Genomic DNA, 25290 nt, shown 5'->3' with positions numbered 1-25290 from the left:
TGTGAGTCCTGTTACGGTGGACTCTAGACGATCCTGAAGATTCCACGTGACCCCGACCAGCGGTTGGCTGTCAAAGCAGCGCATCAACTCTTGAGGCTTCACAGCATGAACGAACTACAAGACCTGATTGATAACAACGAACGCTGGGCAGATGCGATCAAGCAGGAAGATCCCGAATTCTTTGCCAAACTGGCCCGCCAGCAAACGCCGGAATACCTATGGATTGGTTGTTCGGATGCGCGGGTACCGGCCAACGAAATCGTCGGCATGCTGCCTGGCGACTTGTTCGTACACCGCAATGTGGCCAATGTGGTGCTGCACACCGACCTCAACTGTCTGTCGGTCATCCAGTACGCAGTGGATGTATTGAAGGTCAAACACATTCTGGTCACCGGCCACTATGGCTGTGGCGGGGTGCGGGCTTCGATGAAGGACCAGCAGCTGGGTCTGATCGACGGCTGGCTGCGTTCGATACGCGACCTGTATTACGAGAACCGCGAGATGCTGGCGCTGTTGCCGACCGAGGAAGAGCGCGTCGACCGTTTGTGCGAGCTCAATGTGATCCAGCAAGTGGCCAACGTGGGTCACACCAACATTGTGCAGAACGCCTGGCATCGCGGGCAGAAGCTCTCGGTCCACGGCTGCATTTACGGCATCAAGGACGGCCGCTGGAAAAGCCTGAACACCACCATCAGCGGGTTGGATCAGTTGCCGCCGCAATACCGCTTGCGCCCGGCAGGGGCGGTGTGAAACGCCCCCACAACCTGTAGCCGCAAGCTTGCTCGCGATGGCAGCCCTGAACGCCGGGGTTGCCATCGCGAGCAAGTGTTTTTCGCTGTTACGGCATCACTGGCGGCGCGTAGGTCAGCGTGGTCCCCAACGCCCACAGCAGAAACAGCACCAGGGGCGTATGCACCAGCAGTTGCACGAATGAAAAGCCAATCAGGTCCCGTGCCTTCAATCCCAGCACGCCCAGTAGCGGCAGCATATAGAACGGGTTGATCAGGTTCGGCAAGGCTTCGGCCGCGTTGTAAATCTGTACGGCCCAGCCCAGGTGGTATCCCAGATCATTGGCCACCTGCATCACATAGGGCGCTTCGATAATCCATTTGCCGCCGCCTGACGGAATGAAAAAGCCCAATATCGCCGAATACACCCCCATCAACAGGGCATAGGTGTCATGGGAGGCGATCTGCACGAAGAAGGACGAAATGTGATGGGCCAGGGTTTGTCCGTCAGTGCCTTTGACCACCGTCATCAACGCGGCAATCGAACCATACAGCGGGAACTGGATCATCACGCCAGTGGTGGTGGGCACCGCGCGGGCTACCGCATCGAGAAAGCTGCGGGGGCGCCAGTGCAGCAGCGCGCCGAGCATCAGAAACAGGAAGTTATAGGTGTTGAGCCCCGAAATGGCGCTAATCGCCGGTTTGGTCGAAAACTCATGAAACAGCCAGCCGCCAGCCAGCAGTACCAGCAAAATGGTCAGCAGCGGGCTGTACTCCAGCCATTCGCCGGGCCGGGTACGCGGGGGCAATTTGGGTGTGCTGAAGGTCGGGTCAATTCCGCAGGCGGCGGCATCACGTGCCGAGTCCGGGCCCGGAGCCGTTGCGTAGGCAACGATCAGCGAGACCACCACCAGCGCCGCCAGCAATACGCCGGACTGCCACAAAAAGATGGTTTCAGTGAACGGGATGACCCCGGTAATCGACAGGATCGACGGCGGCAGACTGGCCGGGTTGGCCTGTAGTTGTGCGGCAGATGACGACAGGCCCAAAGCCCAGACTGCACCCAGCCCCAGGTAGGCGGCGGCACCGGCGGCGCGATAATCCATGCGCAAGTTGGTACGCCGGGCCAGTGCACGTACCAGCAGCCCGCCAAACACCAGCGACAGGCCCCAGTTGAGCAAGGATGCAACCATCGAAATCAGGGCCACCCAGCACACTGCCTGGCGCCCGTTTTTCGGGACCTTTGCCAGCTTGTCGATGAGTTTCACGGCGGGCGGTGAACTGGCGACCACATAGCCGCCAATCACGACGAAGGCCATTTGCATGGTGAACGGGATCAGGCTCCAGAACCCGTCGCCGAATGCCACGGCGGCGTCGGTGGGTTTGGCACCCATCGCCATTGTGGCCAGCGCCACCGTGATCACGGCAACGGCGGCAAATACCCAGGAGTCGGGGAACCAGCGCTCGGCCCAGTTCGAGCAGCGCAGGGCAAAGCGGGCAGAGCGGCTGTCTGCAATCTCAGCGGCCATGGAAAATACCTCAGTGTTCTTATGATTATTGAAGGGCCGGTTTCAGCCTGGCGTGCACAATAAATCAATTCGCAGGTATTTCCGATGGGATAAAGGGTGAACCAACGCTCGGGGTCTACAGTCACTGACTATAAGCGGCAAGCCTGTCGCTTTGTGACGACCAGACAACTTGGAGTTCAAGATGAAAGAGCACACATGTGACTGTCCGAACTGTAATTGCAAGGTAGGCGCCAATGGCATTGAGCGCGATGGCAAGCACTACTGCTGCCAGGCCTGTGCTGACCATCACCCTAAAGGCCAGGCGTGCGCTACCTCCAGCGGCTGCCATTGTGGTGACAAGGGGTAATCAGCCAAACCTCGCGCAGTTCTGCACTGCGCGAGTCCTCTGGCGAAGAGCCGACTCAAGTGGCTCGCCACTTCACATCCGCAACACCGTGTTTTTCCACTTCCAGACGGCTGGATTTGTTCTCGTTTTCACGACCTGGCCGGCCGATACGTACCACCCCCGCATCACACCCGGCCCAATGCCATGCAACGGCGTTATCCATGCGCGCCAGGCGGATGATGAAAGATTTAGGGGCCCCGTGCAGTGTGTATTCAATAACGTAAAGCTTTGCCGAATTCATGATTCAAAAAAACCTCCCTGTGGTTTCTAAGTGAGTCTCTGGTCATCAAAAAATTCCGTTTAATTGACAAAGGGCGAGGTGTTCCTCGACCCGGGTATCGCCAGCGAGCAGCATTGCTATGCACACCTAGGGTAGCCCTTAACAAAAATAACCCCCCGATCTGCGAAAAGGCGCTGCTGCAGGGGTAAACTCCCGGCTTTCCTGAAGGAGTTTCTATGAGTCTTTACCAGCCTGGCATCCTCGCCAAACCCGTACCCTCCCAGGGGCGCTACATGTTTTTTGCCCTCAAGTCCGTAGAAGCACTGCCGGCAGCGCTCGACGTTCTGTCGCAGTGGGTGGATGGCAAAAGTGTAGTGGCAGGCTTCGGGTCGCCTCTGGTAATGGCCTTGGGCGCGAAAGTTCAAGGTTTGCGGGTGTTCCCGGCACTCAATGCCATGGTTGAAAACCCGTCGACCCAGCACGCGCTGTGGCTGTGGTTGCTGGGTGATGACCGCGGCGAACTGCTGCATCGCAGTCAGAAGATCGAGACCGCGCTGGCGTCTGCGTTCAACGTGCTGCAAGTAACCGAAGGCTTCCGCTACGGCTCCGACCGTGACCTGACCGGTTATGAAGACGGTACCGAGAACCCGGTGGACGAAGCGGCGGTAGAAGCGGCCATCGTGGCCAATGCCGGCCCGGGCCTGGACGGTGGCTGTTTTGTCGCGGTGCAGCAGTGGCAGCATGATCTGAACGGTTTTGCCGCGCTGCCCCAGACCGAGCAGGACAACATCATCGGCCGTCGCCTGAGCGACAACGAAGAGCTTGAAGATGCACCGGCTTCGGCCCACGTCAAACGCACCGCCCAGGAGAGCTTCTCGCCTGAAGCCTTTACCGTGCGCCGTTCCATGCCGTGGACTGAAAACGGCAAGTCCGGGCTGATGTTTGTCTCCTTCAGTCGCACCCTGAATGCCTTCGAAGTTCAGTTGCGACGTATGAGCGGTCTTGAAGACGGCATCGTTGACGGCCTGTACCGTTATAGCCGGCCATTGAGCGGCGGTTATTACTGGTGCCCACCGCTGAAAGACGGGCGTATGGATTTGAGCGCGGTTCGCCCGGCTTAACCCTGTAGCGCATTTCTTGTAGGCGTCGCCGGACGCAGCCTGGTTCCTCGTCAGCTGCTACGGGGGGAGTGCTTTCAGGAATTGTCTGATTATTTTTATCATGCCCCGGCCTCAGGCTTGGGGCATGAAATCCACTCCCCAAGCCGCCCGAAAACTTCTCCATCTTTTTGCCTGCGGCCTGTTAGTTGCGGTTTTCGCGAGCTCGTTCGTTTACCTGCGGGCAGTCTTTAACGAAGAAGTGTCCCAGCGCCGCAGCGTCATGAACGAGGCAGTGTTCAACGCTCAGGATTTTTTCGTCAGCCGCCAGACCTTGCTCAAAAGTCTGGTCCTGGCAACGGTGCCGGACACCGCACTGTCTCAAACGCCTGACAGTGTCGATCCTCTGGAAGAGATAAAAATCAGTCTGGGCAGTGAAGCGGGCCATTGGAGCCTGTGGCTGACCCGACGCATGATGGACTATCTGTACGAGAGCAAAGTCAATCTGCTGTACGTCCCGCCAGCCGATCAACCCGAGGTGGTACGTCTGTTTGACGCATCCCCCGGTCTGGACCCCCTCTTGCCCCGGGTGGTCCTGCAACGTCTGGCCGAGGAGGGCGACAGGGCGTATTCCTTTGATGATGACCTCTGGCTGACCGACAACAAGGTCCTGGACTCCCCGTTCTATTTATTCGCACGCCTTGATAGCCGCAACCTGTCTTCCGGCTGGTTGGGCATTGAAGTTGAGGTCCCGGACCTGATCGAGGCTTTACGCAGTGATAGCGCTGGCGATTTCATGTTGCTGGACGGTCAGGGGCAGATCATTTTCACCAATGCCGCGCAGTCCACCCTGGTGGATTCATTACACGCCCTGGAAGCCAGAAACTCGTTTGGCTTTATTGGTTCAGGGTGGTTGCCCGACAGCCTGGCGATCCGCAAAAAACTGGGTTATTCAGGCTGGCAAATCGTCTATGCCGTGGACATTAAATCGTTGCTGCCAGTATTGGGCTGGCCTTTGGCGGTTTGTGTGCTGCTGTTCATTGCCGTCTGCATCGGGCTGCGCTTTTTGATCGTGCGCATCGACCGGCGCCTGATTACTCCGGGTGAAAACCGTATCCAGGCGCTGGTTGAAAGTGAGGCCTTCAGTCGAGCTGCCTTGCAGGTCGCGCCGGTCGCCTTGTGCGTCATTCGCCGCACGGACGGCACGGTGGTGCTGGAAAACTCGCTTTCGCAACAGTGGCTGGGCCGTAGCAGTGAGCGTGGCAAGTTGTGCCATGGCTGGATTCATCGCGCTTTCGACGAGTCCGAGCTGAGCAACAGCGATGAAATCGAGATGGAAGATGGTCGTCTTCTTTACCTCGCGTTTGCACCGACCCGTTACAAGAGTGAAGACGTGCTGATTTGTGCGTTCAGCGACATAAGTGCGCGCAAACAGATAGAAGTGACGCTGGAGCGTGCCCGGCAGCTGGCGGATCGGGCCAATGAGGCCAAAACCTTGTTTCTGGCCACCATGAGCCATGAAATCCGTACGCCTTTGTATGGTGTTTTAGGCACCCTTGAATTGCTGGCGCGCACCGATCTCAACGATCAGCAAAACAACTATTTAAAAGCCATCGAACGCTCTTCCGGCAATCTGTTGCAGCTGATTTGCGACGTACTGGATGTGTCGCGTATCGAGGCGGGCCAACTACAGCTTGAGCTCAACACCTTCAGCCCGATGGAATTGATAGAGGAGGTGATTCAAGGATACAGCGGTGCTGCTCAGGCCAAGGGCCTGCAGCTGTTTGCCCTGATTGATTCGACGGTGCCCGAGTGGCTCAGCGGGGATGTCACCCGCATCCGCCAGATCCTCAACAACCTGCTCAACAACGCCCTGAAATTCACCGACTACGGAAAAGTCGTGCTGCGCCTGAAAATGGACAGCCGCGATGATGAGCGGGTCATGTTGCACTGGCAGGTTTCGGATACCGGTAAAGGGATCGCCCATGAAGAACAGGCCCACTTGTTCGAGCCCTTTTATCAAGTGGAGTCTGCCAAGCACGTGGTCGCGGGTACGGGTCTTGGGCTTTCTATCTGCAAGCGTCTCATGCACTTGATGAACGGCACCATGCGGTTGGTCAGCGAGCCGGGCCTGGGCAGCAGCTTTACCCTGCATTTGCCCTTGGTACAGGTCAAGGCCCCTTCGCGCCTGAGCCCCTTGGGCGAATTGTCTTCCAGTGTTGTGTATGTGATTTCGCCCCTGCGCGAGCTGGCTGAATGTTATTGCGCCTGGTTACGACGCTGGGGCGCACGGGCTCATCTGGGAGCCCCGAAGCAGGGCGATGCCTGTGACGATGGGGTGTTGCTGGAACTGCACCCGGGCTGTGCCCGGCAATTGCTGGAGCCCGACTGGACGGGGCCGCTGGTGGTGGCCGCCAGTCACAGTTCGCAGCCACTCTCGACTGCCAATCCTTGCTGGCACGCCGACCTCAACAGCTTGCAGGACGTATACCGCGCCCTGTGCGAGGCGCAGGGCATGCGCACAGACAGTCATTTAAAAACGGGAGCCGCCAGGGCAGAGCTCAATCTCGGATTACGAATCCTGGTTGCGGAAGACAACGTCATCAATCAGCTGATTTTGCGTGACCAGCTCCAGGAGCTGGGCTGCACAGTGACATTGGCCAGTGATGGTCTGGAGGCGCTCGAGCTCTGGCAGCACGGGACATTCGATCTGATTTTGACCGACGTCAACATGCCAAGAATGAACGGTTATGAGCTGGCCACCCGGTTACGGGCCATGAATATTACTGAGCCAATCATCGGAGCAACGGCCAAGGCCATGCCCGACGACTCCGAGCGTTGCCTGAACGCCGGGATGAATCACTGCCTGATCAAGCCTTTCACGTTGCACACCCTATACAACTGTCTTCAGCATTTTAAAGGAGGATCCAGTGAAGCCCTATCGTGTACTGGTCGTCGAGGATCATCCCTTTCAGCATGAGTATTTACTGAATGTATTCAGCGAAGTGGGGGGCTTTGCAGTTGACACCGTTTGGGACGGCGCGGGTGCCCTGCAATGCCTGGCCCGTAATGACTATGACCTGTTGCTCAGCGATTTGCTGATGCCGGGCATGGATGGCGTGCAATTGATCCAGAGGATTGCGGCCCTGAAAAAAACACCGGCGCTGGCGCTGATGAGTGCCTCGTCGCGGCGAATGTTGATCAGTGCGGGCCTGGCGGCGAAAAACCTGGGTATTACAGTGGTCGGCCTGATTTCCAAGCCGGTGGAAATCAATGCCGTCATGCGTTTGAAAGAGCGTATGGCGATCTTCCGGCTCAACGGCGCCATGGACCCTGCGCAGGGTATACAGGTCGATCCGCAAAGTATCGAAACGGCCATGGGCAACGGCCAGATCCAGGCGTGGTTCCAGCCCAAGAAGTCTCTGCGCGACGGCAATATTCTCAGCGCTGAAGCGCTGGTCCGTTGGGCTCACCCCGAAGTCGGGCTGTTATTGCCCAAGGACTTTCTTGCGCTCTTGATCAACCAGGGGCTGGAGGAGCGACTGCTGTGGCTGATGCTCGAGCAAACATTGCAGGCACAAAGAAAGTGGCGCGAGCAGGGCTGGGATATCCCGGTTTCCATCAATTTGCCTACTCACTTGCTGGACAACCACGATCTGGCCGACCGCTTGCGCGATTATGTGATGGCCGATGGCGGCGAGCCGCGCAGCATCGTGTTTGAGCTGATGGAAAGCTCAACCACAGAAGAGCTCAGTAACTACTATGCTGGCGCCTGTCGCTTGCGCATGATGGGTTTTGGCCTGGCCCAGGATGACTTCGGCAAGGGTTTCAGTTCCTATTTCAACCTGGTCTCAACCCCCTTCAGCGAACTCAAGATCGACCGTTCGCTGGTGCATGGCTGTGTTGAAAATGAAAATCTGGCCTCGGCCCTGCGCAGTCTCGTGGAGCTGAGCCGAAAGCTGGGCCTGACGGTGGTTGCTGAAGGGGTCGAGACACAGGCAGAACTTGCATTCTTGCGTAGCATTGAGTGTGATCAGGCCCAGGGATTCCTGATCTGCGGCGCCGTCTCATGCACAGATTTCGAAACCCTGTTGCTCGAAGACAGCTCCTGGCCAACCTGCAACTAGCCCCTGCAGGGCATTCCCGCTTTAGTTGCGTCATCAATATGGAGTCAGGCAATGCGCGAGTTAAAGGTTGTGATTGCCGACGATCACCCGGTGGTCCTGGTGGGGCTTCGGGAAGTGATTCAACGGGACAAGTGTTTCAATCTTGTCGGCGAAGCCCTGAATTCGTCGCAACTGGTAGAGCAGCTGGTAGTGCATCAACCTGCCTTGTTGATTACCGACTTCAACATGCCCGGTGATGAGACCTTTGGTGATGGACTGCAGCTGATCGAGTACCTGATTGAACATTTTCCGGGGGTGAAAATCCTGGTGCTGACCATGGAGAGTAATCCGCTGATTATTTCTCGCTTGCTGGAAATGGGCGTGGCGGGAGTGATTGCAAAAAATCATATCTATCAAGAAATAGGTAAAGCGCTGAATGCTCTGGCCAAGGGTCGGCCCTATGCCGGGGCGGCGGCTCCGGCCACGTCGGTAATCACCAACCTCAAGGTCATTGATGAGCGTTTCTCCACACTGTCACCCCGCGAAGTTGAAGTGTTGCAGCTGTTTGTGGCCGGCAACAGCGTGGGGGACATCGCCCGTCAGTTAAATCGAAGTGTCAAAACAGTCAGCACACATAAAGTGTCTGCGATGCATAAGCTGGAAGTGCTGAATGACCATGCTTTACTCACTTACTGCATAAAGGCTGACCCGTGGAACCTGTAGTCGTTGCCCGGGCACGGGGCTGCGAATGGCACGAAAGAACCCGACAGATCACAGTCCCATAGGGGCATGCGACTACACAGAAAGTTGGAGTTAGGTAAGCCATGGCGCAAATGAAAGTCTTGTTGGCCGATGATCACCCGATTGTGTTGATGGGGGTGCGTGAAATCATCGAGCGCGACCCGCGTTTCAAAGTGGTGGGCGAGGCGCTGAGTCCGTCCGGATTAATCGAAAAGATTTCGCTACTGCGTCCTGACGTGATTATCACGGACTACAACATGCCGGGTGATGAACATTACGGCGATGGCTCGCGTCTGGTGGAATACCTGCGCCGGCACTTTCCCGAGCCGCGGATCATAGTGCTGACAGTGATTTCCAATCCGCAGGTTTTGACCTGGTTGTATGACTTGGGCATCAGCGGGGTCATATCCAAGAGCTCGGGGCTGGAGCAGATTCTGGTCGCACTGGATGCGTTCTATCGGGAGGGGCATTACCAGCAAGACATGCCTGAGGGTACGTCGAGTGAGGAGCTGGATGATGTTGCGCAAAGGCTCAGTCAATTAACCGTCAAGGAATTCGAGGTCCTGCGACTGTTTGCTTCTGGCATGGCGGTCGGGGAAGTTGCGCAGAGCCTGAACCGCAGTATTAAAACGATCAGCACCCTGAAGATCTCGGCAATGCGCAAGCTTGATGTCGACAATGATCAGGCGTTGCTGATCCTGTGCCTCAAAGCCAATCTGTTCACCTGACCGAGCGGGTTTACTGGTAGATCATTTCCATCAACAGCGTTGAACTGTAGCTGCCGACTGCGGGCATTTGATTGCCGATCCTGACTGGCCGCACCGAGAGCTTGAGCTTTAACAGTGTGTCTTCAACTGCGAAGGCATGCTGTTCACCCAGGGTCAAATCCACAGTGTTGACGCTGCTGCTGACATCACTCAGGCGGGTTTTCAACCCCACTCGGTCAAGGGTGGTGCGCAGCGTGTTGCTGTCAAACGAACCATTGCCCGCGCTAAAGCGCAGCAGCACCTGGCTGCCTTTGAGGCATTGAAAGTTCAAGTCCACATCAGTCCATTCAGAACTGTCTGCGCTCAGCACGCTCAGGCTCGCCTTGGGGATATCGACACTCTGCGACGTCGGGAAACTGGCCGTGCAGGGCGGTTTTATCAGGGTGCCGGTAATATCGAGCCGGCTGGCCTCCTCATCGCCATACGCTGTGCCGCAGCACAGCGTTACGCTCGCCAGCAGTGCTGCAATCAGGCTGCCTCTGGCCTGTATGAACATCTCACAGGTACTCGAGGGTAATGACCGACGAACCGGTGAAACTACCCTCGGTCTGTGCGGCGATCGCAATCAGCTTGGCGGTCAAACCAAGGTTTACGGTGCCGCTTTGATTGGTCAGGTTGCGTTTGGTGCCGGTGACATTGGCCACGGAGTTGTCACTTTTCCACGACAACATATACACAAGGTTGGTCTTGCTGGTAGTCGCATAAGTGGTGGAGCCTGAATAGACGCCCGAAGCCTTGATGCTGACGTTCAGTGCCGAGTTGGCCGGGCAGTTCAGAGTGACCGGAATATCCACGCTGCTGGCGCTGCTTATCTGGTCGGTGCGAATGCTGCCAAAGTTGGCAGTCAAGGTTTTGCTGCTGGTCAGGGAGCAGGGCGCTTTGGTCAGGGTGCCACTGACGTTGATGGTGACGGTGTCGTCTGCATACGAAGAGGTGCACGCCAGACCAGTGAGAAGGGCTGCAGCCATTGATAAGCGCAAGTTCATGATCGGTTCCTGTGGTCATTCAGAGATAGTTGATGTTGAGGGTGTATTGGCTGGTGAAACTTCCAGTGGGTGAAACACTGGTATTCAGGCGCGGCCGGAAACCCAGGCGAATGGTATTGGCGCCTGTAGTCAGGTTGAGCGTACGCGGACTGTTGAAGGTCACGGCAGAGTTGTTATCGGCCCAGGTGGCGGCCATCGACAGGCCGGCCAGGGTGGTCGCCGAAACCCCGGGGCTGCCACTCACAGCGCTTTGCGTGGGCACCAGCGTGGCGGTTGCCTGGGTGCCGCGGGTGCAGTTCAGCGTGACATTTGCCAGTTGCTGCGAAGTCGCGAAGTCATTTGAATTCAAAGTACCAAACGGCAAGTTCAGCGCACTGTTTGAACTCATGGTGCAGGCTGGATTGATAATCCTGAATTTAAGGGTCAGGGTTTGAATCTTGTCGACATAACCTTCATAGCCTTTGATTGAGGTACTCGTCAGGTTAAAGGTAATCGAGTAGTTACCAGGGTTCTTTACACCGTAGGGCATGTAATACAGCACGCTATAGGGAACGATGGTGCCGACGGGCAACCTCTGGCAGACATTGCCGTTGGGGGACATGCAAGTGGTTGATGCGACGCCCCAAGGCTGTTCGGGTACTACTCCTCCAGCATCCGACCACGCATAGATGGGCCAACCGGTGTCTATTGTGCCGGTCCAGACCTGGGTGTGTTGCAACGATGAGCCATAAGGGAAATTGCGCGTCACTCGGCAACTGCCGGTCATTCTTGTTTCGAAATACTGCCCCGGGGCCAGGTCGCCCAGATTCACCACACCTGTGGTGCCTGTCGGGGTACAGGCCAGGTTGTTTTCAATCAGTGCAAAGGCCTGTTGGCAACCAAGGCCCAACAGCAAGCCAAGCAGCAGCAAGCAGCGTTTAATCCGGCGCGAGCCGGGCAGCAGGTTTGTTGAGTTATGCATCGGGAGTACCTTGAGTGTCTGCATGGGCGGCCGACGGGGTATCGCAACTGATCTGCAGTTGGCCGATGCCCGTGTCTGACAGCGTGTAATTGTTCAGGTCCAGATCTGTGGCGCACCACTGCCGGCCGCTGACATTGATCACCAGTCGCGACTTTTCGGGTACGCCAGTCAGAAATACCCGACCCTTGTCTGCCACCATGGCGTTGCTCAATAAGGTGCCGTCCAGTCCATAAACCTGAGCCTCGGCAGCAAAGGGTGCCGGCTTGCCATCTTTGGCGCTGAGGCTGATCAACAGGCGGCGACCATTGCGGGTCTCGAAGTTGGCCAGTACAAAAGCGCCACGATTGGGGGTCACTTCCTGCACCAGTTGCTCGACGTCGGTGTTGTCCGATAACGAGTCGGTATCGAGCGCTACCTTGTTTTTGCGGTAGGGCTGGGCAGAAGAAATAATCGTGTAACCGCTGCTGTTGGTTTTGACCCCGCTTTTGGTCAGCACACCGACGTCCCCGGCACCGGGCGTGGCCACGATGATGTTGGTCTCGCCCAAAGGCTGGGTGAACATCAGGGTGTCACCGGTGGCGACGATCGCACCCTCCACGCCATAGTCCGTCTGGCGGGTGTTCTGGTCCTTGTTGTAAGACCCGTGCCAGATGGCATTGGCCGCGTTGTAACGGGCGGCAACCGAACCGCCGAGCAAGCGCTCGTCGTCACTGACTTGCTGATTGATGCCCAGGTTGTAAGACAGGGTGTCGTTGGGGAAATACGAGCCGCTGAAGGTGGCGTTGCGGCTGGCATTGCCGCCCGAATCCTGGCTGTTGCTCAGGCCCAGACGGCTGCTGCTGCCCGGATCGCCCAAGGGAATGCTCACGCTCAACGATACGCTGCGAATGTCATCACCGACGCCGCTGTTCTGCGCCAGGCCCAGGTTGTAGGACGCGCGCCCGACACTGAAGCTGTAGCCCAGTTGCACCGAGGTATTGCTCTTGGCCAGGTTCCAGTAATCGGTTTTGGTCAGGTTGGCGTACATGCCGCCATAGGAGCCGAATTGCTGCGATACGTTGGCGGTAAAGCTGCTTTTCATATGGCCGCTCAAGTACGGGGTATACATCGCACTTTCGGTCAGTGTCTCGTCCACATAGGGTTCGAGGGAGTTGTTGGCGCGCGCATTGATCGCTTCGTTAAAGCTGTAATAACCGCTGGTGGAGTAGCGGTAGCCAATCAGGCTGAAGCTGGTGTCGGTCAGATCGATGGACTTGGAATAACGAAAACGAAAAGACTGCCCCGACAGGGTCTTGGAGTCCGGGCCCATGTCGTCGCTGATGGCATGGGTCACGTCCAGCGAAATGGCGCCGAAACCCGAAAAGTCGTGGGCAAAGCCCGCCAGCACGGAGTGGTACTGTTCACTGACGATGGTGCCACCGAACAGGGTGGTACCGTCAGTCAGACCCCGGCGGTAGGTGCCTTGTACAAAGCCCGGCTTTTGCGGGTTCAATGCACCGTCTGCAGGGCGATACTGGCCGGCGGTCACGGCGTAGCTTTGTTGACCTTCGCGCAACATGTAGGGCACGGACGAGAACGACTGGACATACACCTGACGCTCGCCATTGGGGCCTTCAACCGTGACTTCGATATCACCGTTGCCCGAGGTCGAGTACAGATCCTTGAGCGCAAACGGGCCGGACGGCACCCACTGCTCGCTGATCACATAGCCGCGCTGGCGCAACGTCACCAGCGAGCGGCCATTGGCCACGCCACGAACTACAGGCGCGAAGTTGCGCGAGTCATCCGGCAGCATGTCCAGGTCAGAAGCAATGCCCACACCGCGGTAGGAAATCGTGTCAAACAGATCGCTGTCGGTTGAGCTTTCACCGACAGTGGCAATCGCCATCAGGTTGCCCAGGTCCCGCTGCACATAGGTGTCCACGGACTTCCAGTTGCCATCGACGTTGGTACTCTTCTGCCAGGTCGAGAAGTTGCGAAAGCGCCAGGCCCCGCTATTGAAACCGCTGTGCACACTGCCGAACTGGGACTGACGATTGCCGTACTGGCTCTCGTAGTGGCTGCCTGAAAAGTTATAGTTGGCAAAAGCGACTTGCTCGCCATCGCTCCAGCTTTTACGGCGGGTAGCGAATGGAATGCTGCCGATATAAGCCTGGGGCACTTGCAGGTCAAGCTGCTGTTTATTGAAGTCGTAGTCATAGGTGATACCGGTCAGGTCGCCCTGGAAGTACACACAGTTGTCAGCACTGATCTCAGTGTTTTTCAGGCGCTCGGGGTCAACGCCAAAATCAGTCAGGGCCTGAAGGCTGAAGCAGGGAAACAAGCCTGAAGGGGTCGATGTCTGGCTCGGCGTTTCGCGGACAAACTGCAAGTCGCGCTGTTCGAGATAACGATTGCTCAGTGACAGGTCGACACGATAAATACCCGGAAGTTGGCTTTGGCTCATGGCTTTTACTTGCTCGGCTACTTCGGCCGAACTGTTGCCGCCACCAATTTCCAGAAAGGAAGAATCGAAGCTGTAGTCTGCGCGAACGGCAGTCGTTGTGAGACTGATCGCACTGAGGGACAGAAGACCCCAGTAGTTTATTCGGCGCGCGAAGGCGCACATGCGCAATCGCAGCATGAGAGAGTTCTTCCAGTCGGCGTGTAGTTCAGTATTCAGCGAGCAATAACAGGTGTTGTCTTGACCGTACTGCCGTATTCGTTGATGTAGCTGAATTCGAGGGTGTCGCTGTTTTTAAACGGTATTTTTGTAGTAATGGAACTGCCGGGTTTTATGACTTCGGGCAGGCCTGTGCTGGCGTTGTTGTTAATCAGCAGTTCACTGACTACCACGTTATAGCCCGACGGGTTATGCACACTTAAGTGGCCGCCATCCGCTCGCCATTGAAGCCCTTCAACGGCTTGTACCAATGTGCCTTTCAAGTCGGCAGGGCGGTAGAACAGTTTGATTGTGGTCTTGAGTGCAATTTGCAGCACGTTTTGATTGCGTTGTTCTTCACTCAGGGCCGGGATGGCTTTTACGTTGAGAAAAAACAGGCTTTCTTTATCGGTGGGCAAGTTTTGCGCGTTGGTCGCAATCACCCGCAAAATATTCTGGCTATTGGCATCCAGGCGAAACAATGGCGGGGTGATGATGAATTCATCTGCGCTCTCATCCGGTTTGTCGAATGTGCTGACCCAGGATTGCACCAGATACGGTACGCCGTCGTCACCGGAGTTTGAGAGTGAAAGATTGGCTTCCTTGTCTTTGCTTTGATAAATAACCCGCGTAGAGCCGACATTGACGCCTGCTTGAATCTGGGGCAGCCAAAAGACCGCTGCCAGTGTCAACAAGGCTGCAATTTTTAAACGCATGAAGGGTGTCCTCTGTTTAACCTAACGACCGAGCTCGCGATTGAACGCGAGCTCTTTCGTTTAAAAACATGAATTACTTGTAAGTAACGTCGAAGCTGGCCAGGGCGTTAACTTTACCGGTACCGATACCGCTCACTTCTTCAGTGTCTGCCGCCAGACGTACATAGGAAGCGGTGAAGTCGAAGGTGTTGCCTTGAGGGCGCAGTACGTAATCAGAGCTGGCGGTGTTCAGTGCCAGTTTGGAGCCGGTGCGTGCATCGTTGATCTGAATGCCGACGCCAGTGATCTGGTTTTCACCGGTCATGCCCAGTACGGTTGCATCAGTAACGGCTTGTTGGCCGCTGAACTTGATGGAGGCGTTTTTCAGGGTTGGGCCGCTGCAGTTCTCCAGAGAGATGGAGAACGGAGTGGCGCCGGCTGTAGAGCCAACAGTGCTGGCGAAGTCAGCGATACGAACCTGGCCCATATCAACGGATTTCTTCACGCTTTCGCTGTTGATGGTGCATGGGTTGTCGTTGATGACGCCGGTGAATTCAACCTGGCCGTCAGCCGCTTGAGCAGTCGCCGCTGCCATGACGATCAGCATCGAAGAACCACAAAGTGCCGTGTATTTGCCTATTTTTTGAAACATGGGAGACGTCCTTTACAAACAGATGAAGTGTGATATTCATTTTAAGTGTCAGCCTGACAGCGGCGTGCCGCAGCAGGTGTGCACAGGATGCAGCTGAACGTGGAATAGCCCCATCAGACGATTCCTGTTCGTCGTTTCAAGCGTGGTCCAGGGCGGGAAAAGTGCTGTTTTTTGTAGCTCTCAAAGTGCGTAGATACCTTGGCAGCTAGTGGGCTTGCCAGGCTCCATCCAGCTGAATGACGGCGCTGAATAATGAAGCAAGCAAAGGTACGTCTCGGTGCACTGGCATTGAGTTCATTGCGACTGAACAAGCTGTTGCTCCTGCTGACCGGACTTGCCCTGTTGCTGGTGGGCATGAGTTATTGGGCCGTTAACCGTTTGTTGATGGAGGAACGCGAAAAGACCGAATTCCACTTCGCACGGTTGATTGAAAGTATTCATGAACACGAAGACTTTTTACGCATTGGCGCTGAAAGTTATGACCACGCCAGTGGCAACTTTTCGATGGACAACAAGCCGCGCTCGCACATTGAATTGATGCGTCAGGACAACGAGGTTTTATTTCAAAACCGGGACACGGCCAAGTCCCTGCCGTTTACCGTCAGTCAGCGCGACACGTTCAGCCTGGATGATATGCAGGGGGTTTATTCGTTTGGCGTACAGTTGACCGATCTGTTCACGGCTTACTGGTCCGATTCTTATTATTCGGCACCGCAAGTGTTTGTCTTTTCACCCACCGCCCAGTTTTCCATTGCCGTCCCCGGTATTGATGGCACCCGCCAGTACCCGCTGTTGTTCAAGGATAATTTCTTTGCAGTGACCAAGCGTTTGTACGACGCGTTTTTGCCCCGGCGTCAGGCGCTCAACAGTGATCAAGTGTTGTGGATGAAAGCTCCGCTCGAGCTCATTCAGAAGCGCAAATACATAGTGGGCGCTATCAAGGTCAATCTTCCCCAGCGCTTTATGCAGGCGGCTAACGAGGGGAGTTCGGTGATTCTCAGCGCCTTGCTTGATGTCAGCGATGTGAGTGACCTTGAACGCTTGTTGATGCGCCCCACCAACAGTCGCCTGACCCTGATCTCCCCTGCTGGCGACGTGTTGTTGGGTGATGCTCGGAATGTCGAAGAGCTGGCGCCCGGGCTGAGTTTTACCCGTGACGGTCTGCGCTTCAAATTGACCTCAGGCGGGGCCGACCCCTGGATCGGCCTGTACGCCATCACGTATCAGAACTTCTTTGGCTATGCGAAATGGCCCTTGATGGGCGCGGCGGGCCTGTTTGGGTTGTTCGTCCTGATTGGCTGGCGCGTCAACCGCTGGTATCGGGTGCGGATCATCGAGCCTGCTCAGCGCTCCAGCCAGTCCCTGGCTGAAAGTGAAGAGTTCAATCGGGTCATGCTCGATAACGCGCCCGTTGGCCTGTGCGTGGTAGAGCGTGCAACCGGCGTCATATTGCTGGAGAACCAGCGCGCGCAGCAGTGGCAGGGCACACCTGAACTGATTGCCTTGTTGAAGCGTGATTACGCCGAACGCGAGCCGGGTGAGGTCCAGCTTGAAGTGGCCGGGCGTTATCTGCAGGCCTGTTTTGCATTCGCCCGCTACAAGGGCAGGGATGTGGTGCTGTGCGGTTTCAATGACATTACCCGGCATGTGGATGACGCCAATCTGATGGAGCAGGCAAGGCTCGCGGCCGATGAAGCCAGCAAGGCCAAGACCCTGTTTCTGGCCACCATGAGCCATGAAATCCGCACCCCTCTGTACGGGGTGCTGGGCAATCTGGAGCTACTGGAACTCACGCCTCTGAATGAGCGCCAGCACGAGTACCTGAAAACCATTCAACGCTCATCCGCCGTTCTGTTTCAGTTGATCAGCGATGTACTGGATGTATCCAAGATCGAGTCGGGGCAAATGGCGGTACAAGCCCAAGCCTTTTGCCCGCTGGATTTACTTGAAGATTGCGTACGCAGTTACTCGGCGGCAGCGAGCAATAAAGGCTTGAAGCTGTTCGCCTGTGCGGACGCAAACTTGCCGCCACTGGTATGCGGGGATGCAGTGCGTATCCGGCAAATCATTAATAACTTGCTGAGTAACGCGATCAAGTTCACCGATTCAGGCCGGGTTGTTCTCAGGCTCAAAGTGACCGGCATTGAACCGGACCATGTGTCGCTGCAGTGGCAGGTTTCTGATACCGGTATCGGTATCAGCGAGCAGCAACTGACCCGCCTGTTCAAGCCTTTTTCCCAGGTCGGTGGCAGCGAGCGGGCAGGCGGGGCAGGGCTGGGTTTGTCCATCTGCTCGCGGTTGAGTGAAATGATGGGCGCCAACTTGCGGGTGGTCAGTGAGCCGGGACTTGGTAGCAGCTTCTCATTACAGATGTCCTTGCCCGTCATTGCCGGCGCGCTGCTCAACAGTGCAGACATTGATCTGCGCAATGTGAATATCCATGTCCGTGCGCCGCTCAAGGATATCGGCCAGAGCCTGGTTGACTGGTTGTGTGCATGGGGCGCGCGGGCGCAGTTATTGCCGGTCTCGGAAGCTGAAGACCGGGATGCCATCCTGCTGGATATCGTCACGGGTTCCACGCAATCGCAACAAGCTGCGGGTGAGCGCGTCATTGCGACTGCGTCGGGCCGCAGCCAGGCGCAAAGGACGGCTCGGGGATGGGAGGTCAATGCGTATGACATCCGGGCGATTGCCAGAACCTTGATGCAGGTGGCGCAGGGAACTGCACCGCAGCTGAGCGCCAATGTGCCGCAGCCGCAGGCAAGTCTGGAGTTGAATGTGTTGGTGGCCGAGGACAATCCGGTCAACCGCGAAATCCTCAAGGAGCAGCTTGAAGCCCTGGGTGTTCGAGTGACATTGGCAGAGGATGGCGAGCAAGCCTTGGTGCGCTGGAGCGAAGGCTCGTTCGATCTGGTGATCACCGATGTGAACATGCCCAGGCTCGACGGTTATCAGTTGACCCGGCGCTTGCGTGAGCTTGATCCGGCTGTACCGATTATCGGTGTGACCGCCAATGCCATGCGTGAGGAGGGTGAACACTGTCTGGAAGTCGGGATGAATGCATGGCTGGTCAAACCCTTGAGCCTGAGCACCTTGCGCCAGACCCTGTGCGCTTATTGCCCGCAGACAACGCAGGCCCCTGCGCCCGTGCTGGAATCCGCCGCCAGGGCTGAACCCGCAGACGACCTTGAAGGCTGGATTACGCTTTCGCCGGCCATGCATCGCCTGTTTATCAGCACCCTGCAGGAGGACCTGACCCAGGCCGGGCTGGCGCTGCAGCAAGGCGACAGCGCGACACTGGTCAGTTATGTGCATCGAATCAATGGTTCATTTGCCACGGTCTGCGCGGTCAATCTGGCGGCAGCATGCAATGAGTGTGAAATCGCCTTGCTGCGTGAGTCCTTGAACCCTGAGTCAGCAGTGGCGATCAAGGCATTGCTTAACCGCCTGCACGGCGTGGTGGCGAGGATGGTTGAAGGGGAGCTGTACCCTGAAGGTTAGCGATGCAGGCTGAGAGCGGGTTCGGCCCGCTCGCTACAAACGCAGCTTGCGACGGATTCTTTCCACCCGGTCACTGTTAGGGCCCGCCAGCTCCTGGCGCTCGCGCAGGGTTGCAATGTAACTCTCGCGGGTTCGCAGGATATGGCGGCTGAGCAGGGTCGCCAGCGCGCCATGCTTGCCCGCCTCGGCGAGCTCGATCATCTGCCGGTGATCGTTGAACGAACGGTCCGGCTCATGCCGGGCGCGCCGGGCCAGATGCGTGCGCAAGGCCGCGACACGGCCCAGGTTGCGTTCGTAGGCGTCCACCAGATAACGGTTGGCGCTGAACTTGAAAAAACTCAAGTGGAACTCGGTGTCGGCAGCGCCGTAGGCCAGCCTGTCATCCTGCTCCAGCGCCATGATCATCTGTGCCAGGGCATCGCGCAGTGCCTGCAGGGTGGCCTCGGGGTTACGCTCAAGCGCACGACGCGAGGCTTCGACCTCCAGGGTCACACGGTGCTCGCAGAGCTCGACTATGTCGTCTTCGGTCGGGCTGAACACGTAGCTGCCGGATTTGGCCACCACGTTCACCAGGCCCTCGGTCTGCAACAGCGCCAGGGCTTCGCGAACCGGCGTGCGGCTGACCTCGAAGGCGGCGGCCAGACTTTCTTCGGACAGCGCCTCGCCCAGGTCGAAACGCGCCGAGACAATGGCTTCACGGATCTCATTGGCCAGACGCATGGCGAGGGACTTTTCTACGGATTTGCTCATCGGATCTACGCAGGTTTTGTTCGCCGAGCCATGGCTCAAGGCTGTGTGGGGCATCATGATAACGGAACATCAGCTTTAAACTTGTATACTAGTTGTTGTACCTTAGATTCGTCCCCCAACAATAATATGGACGTTTCAATGGCCACTTCCCAAGCGCTTCAGTCATCTTCTTTGCCCACCTTGCTCGATGCCTTGCGCGAGCTGCTCGGTGAGCGTTTAAGCACCAGCCGTGCCGAGTGCGAGCAGCACGGCCGTGGTGAGTCTTACCACCCGACCTTGCCGCCGGACGCGGTGTGCTATGCCGAGTCCACAGCCGAGGTCGCAGCCATCGTCAAGCTTTGTGCCGCGCAGCGGGTGCCGATCATCGCCTTTGGTGGCGGTACTTCACTGGAAGGGCATGTGGGCGCCACCCGGGGCGGGGTTTGTATAGACCTGAGCCGCATGCAGCGGATCATTACCGTGCGTCCTGATGATCTGGATGTGACCGTCGAAGCGGGCGTCACGCGCATGCAGCTCAATGCCGAACTGCGCACCACCGGGCTGTTCTTTCCGGTCGACCCCGGAGGCGAAAGCACCCTGGGCGGCATGGCGGCAACCCGCGCATCAGGGACCAATGCCGTGCGCTACGGCACCATGCGCGAGAACGTATTGAACCTCACCGTAGTACTCGCCGATGGCCAGGTGATAAAGACCGGTGGCCGCGCGCGCAAGTCGGCAGCAGGCTACGACCTCACCCGCTTGTTTGTCGGTTCGGAAGGCACGCTGGGGATCATCACCGAAGTCACTCTGCGGCTTTACGGCATTCCGGAAACGACGTCAGCGGCCGTCTGTACCTTCCCCACGATCGCGGCGGCGGTGAGTTCGGTGGTCTCCATCATTCAGTACGGCATCCCGGTGTCGCGCGTTGAGCTGCTGGATGCGCGCACGGTGCAGGCGGTCAATCGCTTTTCGAAGATGGCGCTGGCCGAAACGCCGACCCTGTTTTTCGAGTTCGCCGGTACCCCGGCCAGTGTGGCGGAGCAGGTAGAGCTGACTCGCGAGATTGTCCAAAGCAATGGTGCGCTGGGGTTTGAGGCAGCAGCGGATGCCGATGCGCGCAATGGCCTGTGGCGTGCCCGGCACAATGTGCACTATGCGATGCAGTCCATGCGGCCAAATGCCCGGATCTGGAGTACTGACGTGTGTGTACCGATTTCGGCGCTGACCCGATGCATTACCGAAACCGCCGAAGATGTCGCCAGGGTCTCTTTTTTCGTCGGAGTGGTGGGGCATGTGGGGGATGGCAACTTCCACCTGGGGCTGGTGGTCGATCCGGATAACGAGGCAGAAATGGCCGAGGCCGAAGCGCTCAATGAGCGTGTGGTGGAGCGCGCCATTGCATTGGAGGGTACGTGCACCGGTGAACACGGCATTGGTTCGGGGAAGATCAAGTACATGGACCTGGAGCACGGAGCGGCAGTCGGTGTCATGCGCCTGATCAAACAGGCACTGGACCCGCTCGGCCTGATGAACCCGGGCAAAGTCTTGCCTGAGGCTTGATGCTGGAATTTCAGGCCAGCCACTTCAGTGCTGTGGATGATGGTGCCGAAAGGGGAGCAGGCGTGGCGTTTTCCGGTTTGCAAGAGCGAGGGCAAAACCAATACCCCAGACACAAGAAAGCCCGCACTAGGCGGGCTTCTTGTTGGTTCGATTTCATCTTGCGATGAGCCTGAACCGGTGTTTGGTGGCTACACAGGGACTTGAACCCCGGACCCCAGCATTATGAATGCTATGCTCTAACCAACTGAGCTATGTAGCCAATGGTGCGCATTATTCCCTCGTACTGGACATGTGTCAAGCAAATATCTGAAATTTTTCTCTGTGCTATCAATTGCTTAAGGATTTCATGCCTGGAATGGAAATCTTCTGTAAAAAAATGGCACATTGACGCACCTGCAAGTGCACATTCACCTGTTGTCCGGAAACTAAAATGTCCCTTAGCAACGCTCAAACAAAAACAACCGAGTCCCCCTCTGTCCCGCAATCCAGCCCCTTAGTCATGCGCATCATCGGTGCCGTGGCGCTGGCGCATCTGATCAATGACCTGATCCAGGCGGTACTGCCGTCGATCTACCCGATGCTCAAGGCCAAATATGACCTGACATTTACCCAGATCGGTCTGATTACCCTGACGTTCCAGCTCACCGCTTCGCTGTTGCAGCCCTGGGTCGGTTATTACACCGACCGTCATCCCAATCCGCTGCTGCTGCCCGCGGGCATGGTGTGCACCCTGATCGGGATTTTGATGCTGTCCCAGGTTGGCAGTTTTCCGCTGATCCTGGTCGCAGCGGCTTTGGTCGGTGTCGGTTCGTCAACCTTCCACCCCGAAGCGTCCCGGGTAGCGCGACTGGCATCAGGCGGGCGCTATGGTCTGGCGCAATCGACTTTTCAGGTCGGCGGTAATGCCGGCTCTGCCTTCGGTCCGCTGCTGGCGGCGGCGATCATCATTCCTTTTGGTCAGGGCAATGTGGCCTGGTTCGGCCTGTTTGCGCTGTTCGCCGTAGGGCTGCTGTACGTCATCAGTCGCTGGTACCGCAATCACTTGAACCTGTTCAAGCTCAAAGCCGGTCAGAAGGCCACCCACGGCCTGTCAAAGCAGCGTGTCATCGGTGCGCTGGTGGTATTGGGTCTGCTGGTGTTCTCCAAGTACTTCTACATGGCGAGCCTGACCAGCTATTACACCTTCTTCCTGATTGAAAAGTTCGGCGTATCGATTGCCAACTCGCAGATGTATTTGTTCCTGTTTCTCGGAGCGGTTGCGGCGGGTACGTTCTTCGGCGGCCCCATTGGTGACAAGATCGGCCGCAAGGCGGTGATCTGGTTCTCGATTCTGGGTGTGGCGCCGTTCACCTTGCTGCTGCCCTATGCCGACCTGTTCTGGACCAGCGTCCTGAGCGTCATTATCGGCTTTATTCTGGCTTCGGCCTTTTCAGCCATTGTGGTGTACGCGCAGGAACTGGTGCCGGGCAACGTGGGGATGATCGCCGGCATCTTCTTCGGCCTGATGTTCGGCTTTGGCGGCATTGGTGCGGCATTGCTCGGCCATCTGGCTGACATTCACGGCATCGAATACGTTTACACGCTGTGTTCATACCTGCCGCTGTTCGGAGTGCTGGCGATCCTGTTGCCACGAACCAAAAAAGTTTGATCAGTGGCAGCCAGGGGTCATCGAGTATTTTCGATGACCCTTTTTTCGTCTGTTTGCGTGGTAAAGCCAAACGTCAGCAGGGCACTTTCAACGGTGCTCATGTGCTGTAAGCACAGTTGCCACGGTGCGGAAACCGCATCGGCCAGCTGATCTTTGGACACCGCCACCAACTCTGGCCGCTCATCATCCCTGGCGATGGATGCACATCCTGCGGCGACGTTGCTCAGCCGCTCATGCAGCGAGGCCGGTGGTGGCCCTTGCTCCTTGCGCAAGGCATCGGCAAAGGCTTCGGCGAACAGCAGGGAGCTGGCGTACAGGCGCACGGCGTGACGTTCGTAACGCCCGGCAATGTCCTTTACCTCACGGGATACAAAGCGCCCGCGCAGCGTCCAGCGCGCGGTGTTGCGAGCCATGCTGATACCGTTTTCCAGGGCAATCAGGCTGTCGTGAGCGCGAGAGAAGATCTGCACCGCACTTTGAGCCTTGGCCGCGTCCTTTGCTTCGAGGGCCTGAAGACTTTTGCTGAAGCCCGAGGCGAGTTTTTCCAGCAGGTCTTTTGCCGAGCTATCAATGATTCCGATGGGGTTGGGCGTAAGCAATATCTGGCTGAAGATCAAGCCCACGGACGCCCCGACCACCACATCCAGCATGCGCACAAAGCCTGCGCTTTCAGGGCCGACGGCCAGCATCAATACTGCAGAGACCCCGGCTTGAATCGGCACCACGGGGCCCTGGCCGTAAAGGGCTGCAATGGCGATAGCAAAGAACGTGGCAAAGCCGATTCGCAGCAAGGGGTAGGAGTCCGGCAGCCACAGGGCGGCCTCGCCCACGATAATCCCGGTGGCTACCCCCAGCATCAAACCCAAGGCTTGCTTGCCATGGCTGGGCAGGCCGGGGGCCAGGCAGACGACGGCGCTGATGGCGGCAAACACCGGGTGCACATGGCCAAAGAAATATTTGGCGAGAATCCAGGCCAGTGCAGCCGCGATGGCCGATGCCAGAGCGTCGCGCCAACCTGAGGCCCAACGTGTTTTGACTTTGTCTGCAATGGAGTCTGCATAGTTACTGAGGGATTTGGCACTGGGGATCATCGATGCTCCCGATCTTGGTGAAGGATGGCATTAACCATAGACCCTTACTGCCCGGCAGAGTGCGGGAGGGCGCCTGAACAAACCCGGGACCAAAAAAAACCGCGCCTGGGCGCGGTCTTTTTATACGTGTGGTGTTTTACACGTTGAAGCGGAAGTGCAATACGTCGCCGTCTTTAACGATGTATTCCTTGCCTTCCAGACGCCATTTACCGGCTTCTTTCGCACCGGCTTCACCGTTGAACTTGATGAAGTCGTCGTAGGCGATGACTTCGGCACGGATGAAGCCTTTTTCGAAGTCGGTATGGATCACGCCGGCAGCCTGCGGAGCGGTAGCGCCCACTTTCACGGTCCAGGCGCGTACTTCCTGTACACCGGCAGTGAAGTAGGTTTGCAGGTTAAGCATTTCGTAACCGGCACGGATCACGCGGTTCAGGCCCGGCTCTTCAAGACCCAGGGCTTCAAGGAACATGTCCTTTTCTTCGCCGTCATCGAGCTCGGCAATCTCGGCTTCGATCTTGTTGCAGACCGGAACCACGATCGCGCCTTCTTCTTCGGCAATGGCCAGCACTACGTCGAGCAACGGGTTGTTTTCGAAGCCGTCTTCAGCCACGTTGGCGATGTACATCACCGGCTTGGTGGTCAGAAGGTGGAAGCCTTTGATGATTTGTTTCTCATCGGCGTCCATGTTCTTGATCAGGCTGCGTGCCGGCTTGCCCAGGGTGAAGTGGGCAATCAGCTGCTCCAGCAGGGCTTTTTGAGCGACTGCGTCCTTGTCACCGCCTTTGGCGTTGCGCGCGACTTTCTGCAGTTGCTTTTCGCAGCTGTCGAGGTCGGCGAAGATCAGCTCAAGGTCGATGATTTCGATGTCACGCTTGGGGTCAACGCTGTTGGAAACGTGGATCACGTTTTCGTCTTCAAAACAGCGGACCACGTGAGCGATGGCATCGGTTTCACGGATGTTGGCCAAAAACTTGTTGCCCAGGCCTTCGCCTTTCGACGCGCCGGCCACCAGGCCTGCGATATCGACGAACTCCATGGTGGTGGGCAGTACGCGCTGGGGTTTGACGATGGCAGCCAGTGCCTCCAGGCGTGGGTCGGGCATCGGCACGATACCGGTGTTCGGTTCGATCGTGCAGAAGGGGAAGTTCTCGGCCGCAATACCAGACTTGGTCAGGGCGTTGAACAGGGTGGACTTGCCGACGTTAGGCAAGCCGACGATGCCGCAGTTAAATCCCATGGTGTTTCCCCTCGGA

21 protein-coding genes and 1 tRNA gene are annotated in these 25290 nt (G+C 57.2%); 10 read left to right on the top strand and 12 right to left on the bottom strand.

Annotation, left to right across the window (positions count from 1 at the left end):
* Positions 1-105 precede the first annotated feature (105 nt).
* Positions 106-750, top strand: coding sequence for a carbonate dehydratase (gene can / locus EQV90_RS16915; RefSeq protein ID WP_003439749.1), 645 nt, complete (start codon positions 106-108; stop codon positions 748-750).
* Between the two features lie 88 nt (positions 751-838).
* Here the strand turns inward: can and EQV90_RS16910 are convergent, their stop codons facing one another.
* Complete coding sequence (locus EQV90_RS16910) at positions 839-2257, bottom strand: TIGR00366 family protein (protein WP_010657332.1); 1419 nt, start codon at positions 2255-2257, stop codon at positions 839-841.
* Positions 2258-2438: 181 nt separating this feature from the next.
* Between EQV90_RS16910 and EQV90_RS16905 the strand changes: the two genes are divergently transcribed.
* Entirely contained in the window at positions 2439-2603 is a 165-nt protein-coding gene (locus EQV90_RS16905) for a metallothionein (RefSeq protein ID WP_081481326.1), read from the top strand.
* Positions 2604-2658: 55 nt separating this feature from the next.
* Here EQV90_RS16905 and EQV90_RS16900 read toward each other — a convergent pair whose 3' ends face one another.
* The gene (locus EQV90_RS16900) at positions 2659-2883 is read right to left on the bottom strand and encodes a DUF6555 family protein (protein WP_003439751.1); all 225 of its coding nucleotides are present in this window, start codon (positions 2881-2883) and stop codon (positions 2659-2661) included.
* A 215-nt stretch (positions 2884-3098) separates the two neighbouring features.
* Between EQV90_RS16900 and EQV90_RS16895 the strand changes: the two genes are divergently transcribed.
* From EQV90_RS16895 to EQV90_RS16875, 5 genes are all read left to right on the top strand, one after another.
* The gene (locus tag EQV90_RS16895) at positions 3099-3983 is read left to right on the top strand and encodes a Dyp-type peroxidase (protein ID WP_240878443.1); all 885 of its coding nucleotides are present in this window, start codon (positions 3099-3101) and stop codon (positions 3981-3983) included.
* A gap of 124 nt (positions 3984-4107) precedes the next feature.
* Positions 4108-6939 (top strand): ATP-binding protein, encoded by a 2832-nt coding sequence (locus EQV90_RS16890; protein WP_240878442.1) that lies wholly within the window; start codon positions 4108-4110, stop codon positions 6937-6939.
* On the top strand, positions 6890-8086 hold the full coding sequence (locus EQV90_RS16885; protein WP_003439754.1) for an EAL domain-containing response regulator: 1197 nt from the start codon (positions 6890-6892) through the stop codon (positions 8084-8086). Before EQV90_RS16890 ends, EQV90_RS16885 begins: the two co-directional genes overlap by 50 nt.
* Before the next feature lie 51 nt (positions 8087-8137).
* A complete protein-coding gene (locus tag EQV90_RS16880; protein WP_010657330.1) occupies positions 8138-8788 on the top strand; it encodes a response regulator in 651 nt (216 codons plus the stop codon).
* A gap of 101 nt (positions 8789-8889) precedes the next feature.
* Positions 8890-9534: a response regulator gene (locus EQV90_RS16875; RefSeq protein WP_003439756.1), complete on the top strand. Its 645-nt coding sequence runs from the start codon at positions 8890-8892 to the stop codon at positions 9532-9534.
* Positions 9535-9544: 10 nt separating this feature from the next.
* On the opposite strand, the gene EQV90_RS16870 is transcribed toward EQV90_RS16875, so the two are convergent.
* The 6 genes from EQV90_RS16870 to EQV90_RS16845 all read right to left on the bottom strand — a co-directional run bounded on the left by EQV90_RS16870 (position 9545) and on the right by EQV90_RS16845 (position 15508).
* Complete coding sequence (locus EQV90_RS16870; protein ID WP_003439758.1) at positions 9545-10069, bottom strand: fimbrial protein; 525 nt, start codon at positions 10067-10069, stop codon at positions 9545-9547.
* Position 10070: 1 nt separating this feature from the next.
* A complete protein-coding gene (locus tag EQV90_RS16865) occupies positions 10071-10559 on the bottom strand; it encodes a fimbrial protein (RefSeq protein WP_003439760.1) in 489 nt (162 codons plus the stop codon).
* A gap of 19 nt (positions 10560-10578) precedes the next feature.
* On the bottom strand, positions 10579-11520 hold the full coding sequence (locus EQV90_RS16860) for a fimbrial-like protein (protein WP_003439761.1): 942 nt from the start codon (positions 11518-11520) through the stop codon (positions 10579-10581).
* Complete coding sequence (locus tag EQV90_RS16855) at positions 11513-14143, bottom strand: fimbria/pilus outer membrane usher protein (protein WP_010657329.1); 2631 nt, start codon at positions 14141-14143, stop codon at positions 11513-11515. The genes EQV90_RS16860 and EQV90_RS16855 overlap by 8 nt, the downstream gene beginning before the upstream one ends.
* 35 nt (positions 14144-14178) lie before the next feature.
* Positions 14179-14877 (bottom strand): molecular chaperone, encoded by a 699-nt coding sequence (locus EQV90_RS16850; protein WP_003439763.1) that lies wholly within the window; start codon positions 14875-14877, stop codon positions 14179-14181.
* Positions 14878-14950: 73 nt separating this feature from the next.
* Entirely contained in the window at positions 14951-15508 is a 558-nt protein-coding gene (locus tag EQV90_RS16845) for a fimbrial protein (protein ID WP_010657328.1), read from the bottom strand.
* 252 nt (positions 15509-15760) lie between these two features.
* On the opposite strand from EQV90_RS16845, the gene EQV90_RS16840 reads away from it, so the two are divergent.
* Positions 15761-19009: a hybrid sensor histidine kinase/response regulator gene (locus EQV90_RS16840; protein WP_240878441.1), complete on the top strand. Its 3249-nt coding sequence runs from the start codon at positions 15761-15763 to the stop codon at positions 19007-19009.
* A gap of 33 nt (positions 19010-19042) precedes the next feature.
* On the opposite strand, the gene EQV90_RS16835 is transcribed toward EQV90_RS16840, so the two are convergent.
* Positions 19043-19816: a GntR family transcriptional regulator gene (locus EQV90_RS16835; protein ID WP_100917177.1), complete on the bottom strand. Its 774-nt coding sequence runs from the start codon at positions 19814-19816 to the stop codon at positions 19043-19045.
* Positions 19817-19897: 81 nt separating this feature from the next.
* Here EQV90_RS16835 and EQV90_RS16830 point away from each other — a divergent pair, with 81 nt between their 5' ends.
* The gene (locus tag EQV90_RS16830; protein WP_160628417.1) at positions 19898-21298 is read left to right on the top strand and encodes an FAD-linked oxidase C-terminal domain-containing protein; all 1401 of its coding nucleotides are present in this window, start codon (positions 19898-19900) and stop codon (positions 21296-21298) included.
* A gap of 182 nt (positions 21299-21480) precedes the next feature.
* On the opposite strand, the gene EQV90_RS16825 is transcribed toward EQV90_RS16830, so the two are convergent.
* Positions 21481-21557 (bottom strand) — tRNA-Met (locus EQV90_RS16825).
* A gap of 171 nt (positions 21558-21728) precedes the next feature.
* Here EQV90_RS16825 and EQV90_RS16820 point away from each other — a divergent pair.
* A complete protein-coding gene (locus EQV90_RS16820; protein ID WP_029612974.1) occupies positions 21729-22946 on the top strand; it encodes an MFS transporter in 1218 nt (405 codons plus the stop codon).
* A 17-nt stretch (positions 22947-22963) separates the two neighbouring features.
* Here EQV90_RS16820 and EQV90_RS16815 read toward each other — a convergent pair whose 3' ends face one another.
* Both EQV90_RS16815 and ychF read right to left on the bottom strand, forming a co-directional pair.
* Positions 22964-24037: an FUSC family protein gene (locus EQV90_RS16815; protein WP_003439782.1), complete on the bottom strand. Its 1074-nt coding sequence runs from the start codon at positions 24035-24037 to the stop codon at positions 22964-22966.
* A gap of 136 nt (positions 24038-24173) precedes the next feature.
* The gene (gene ychF / locus EQV90_RS16810) at positions 24174-25274 is read right to left on the bottom strand and encodes a redox-regulated ATPase YchF (protein WP_003439789.1); all 1101 of its coding nucleotides are present in this window, start codon (positions 25272-25274) and stop codon (positions 24174-24176) included.
* Positions 25275-25290 lie beyond the last annotated feature (16 nt).

The sequence above is a fragment of the Pseudomonas sp. TMW22089 genome, from assembly GCF_022496645.1.
Taxonomy (GTDB): domain Bacteria; phylum Pseudomonadota; class Gammaproteobacteria; order Pseudomonadales; family Pseudomonadaceae; genus Aquipseudomonas; species Aquipseudomonas paraversuta.
Note: the sequence above shows the minus strand (reverse complement) of the source record. Positions and strands in the feature narration are given on the sequence as shown.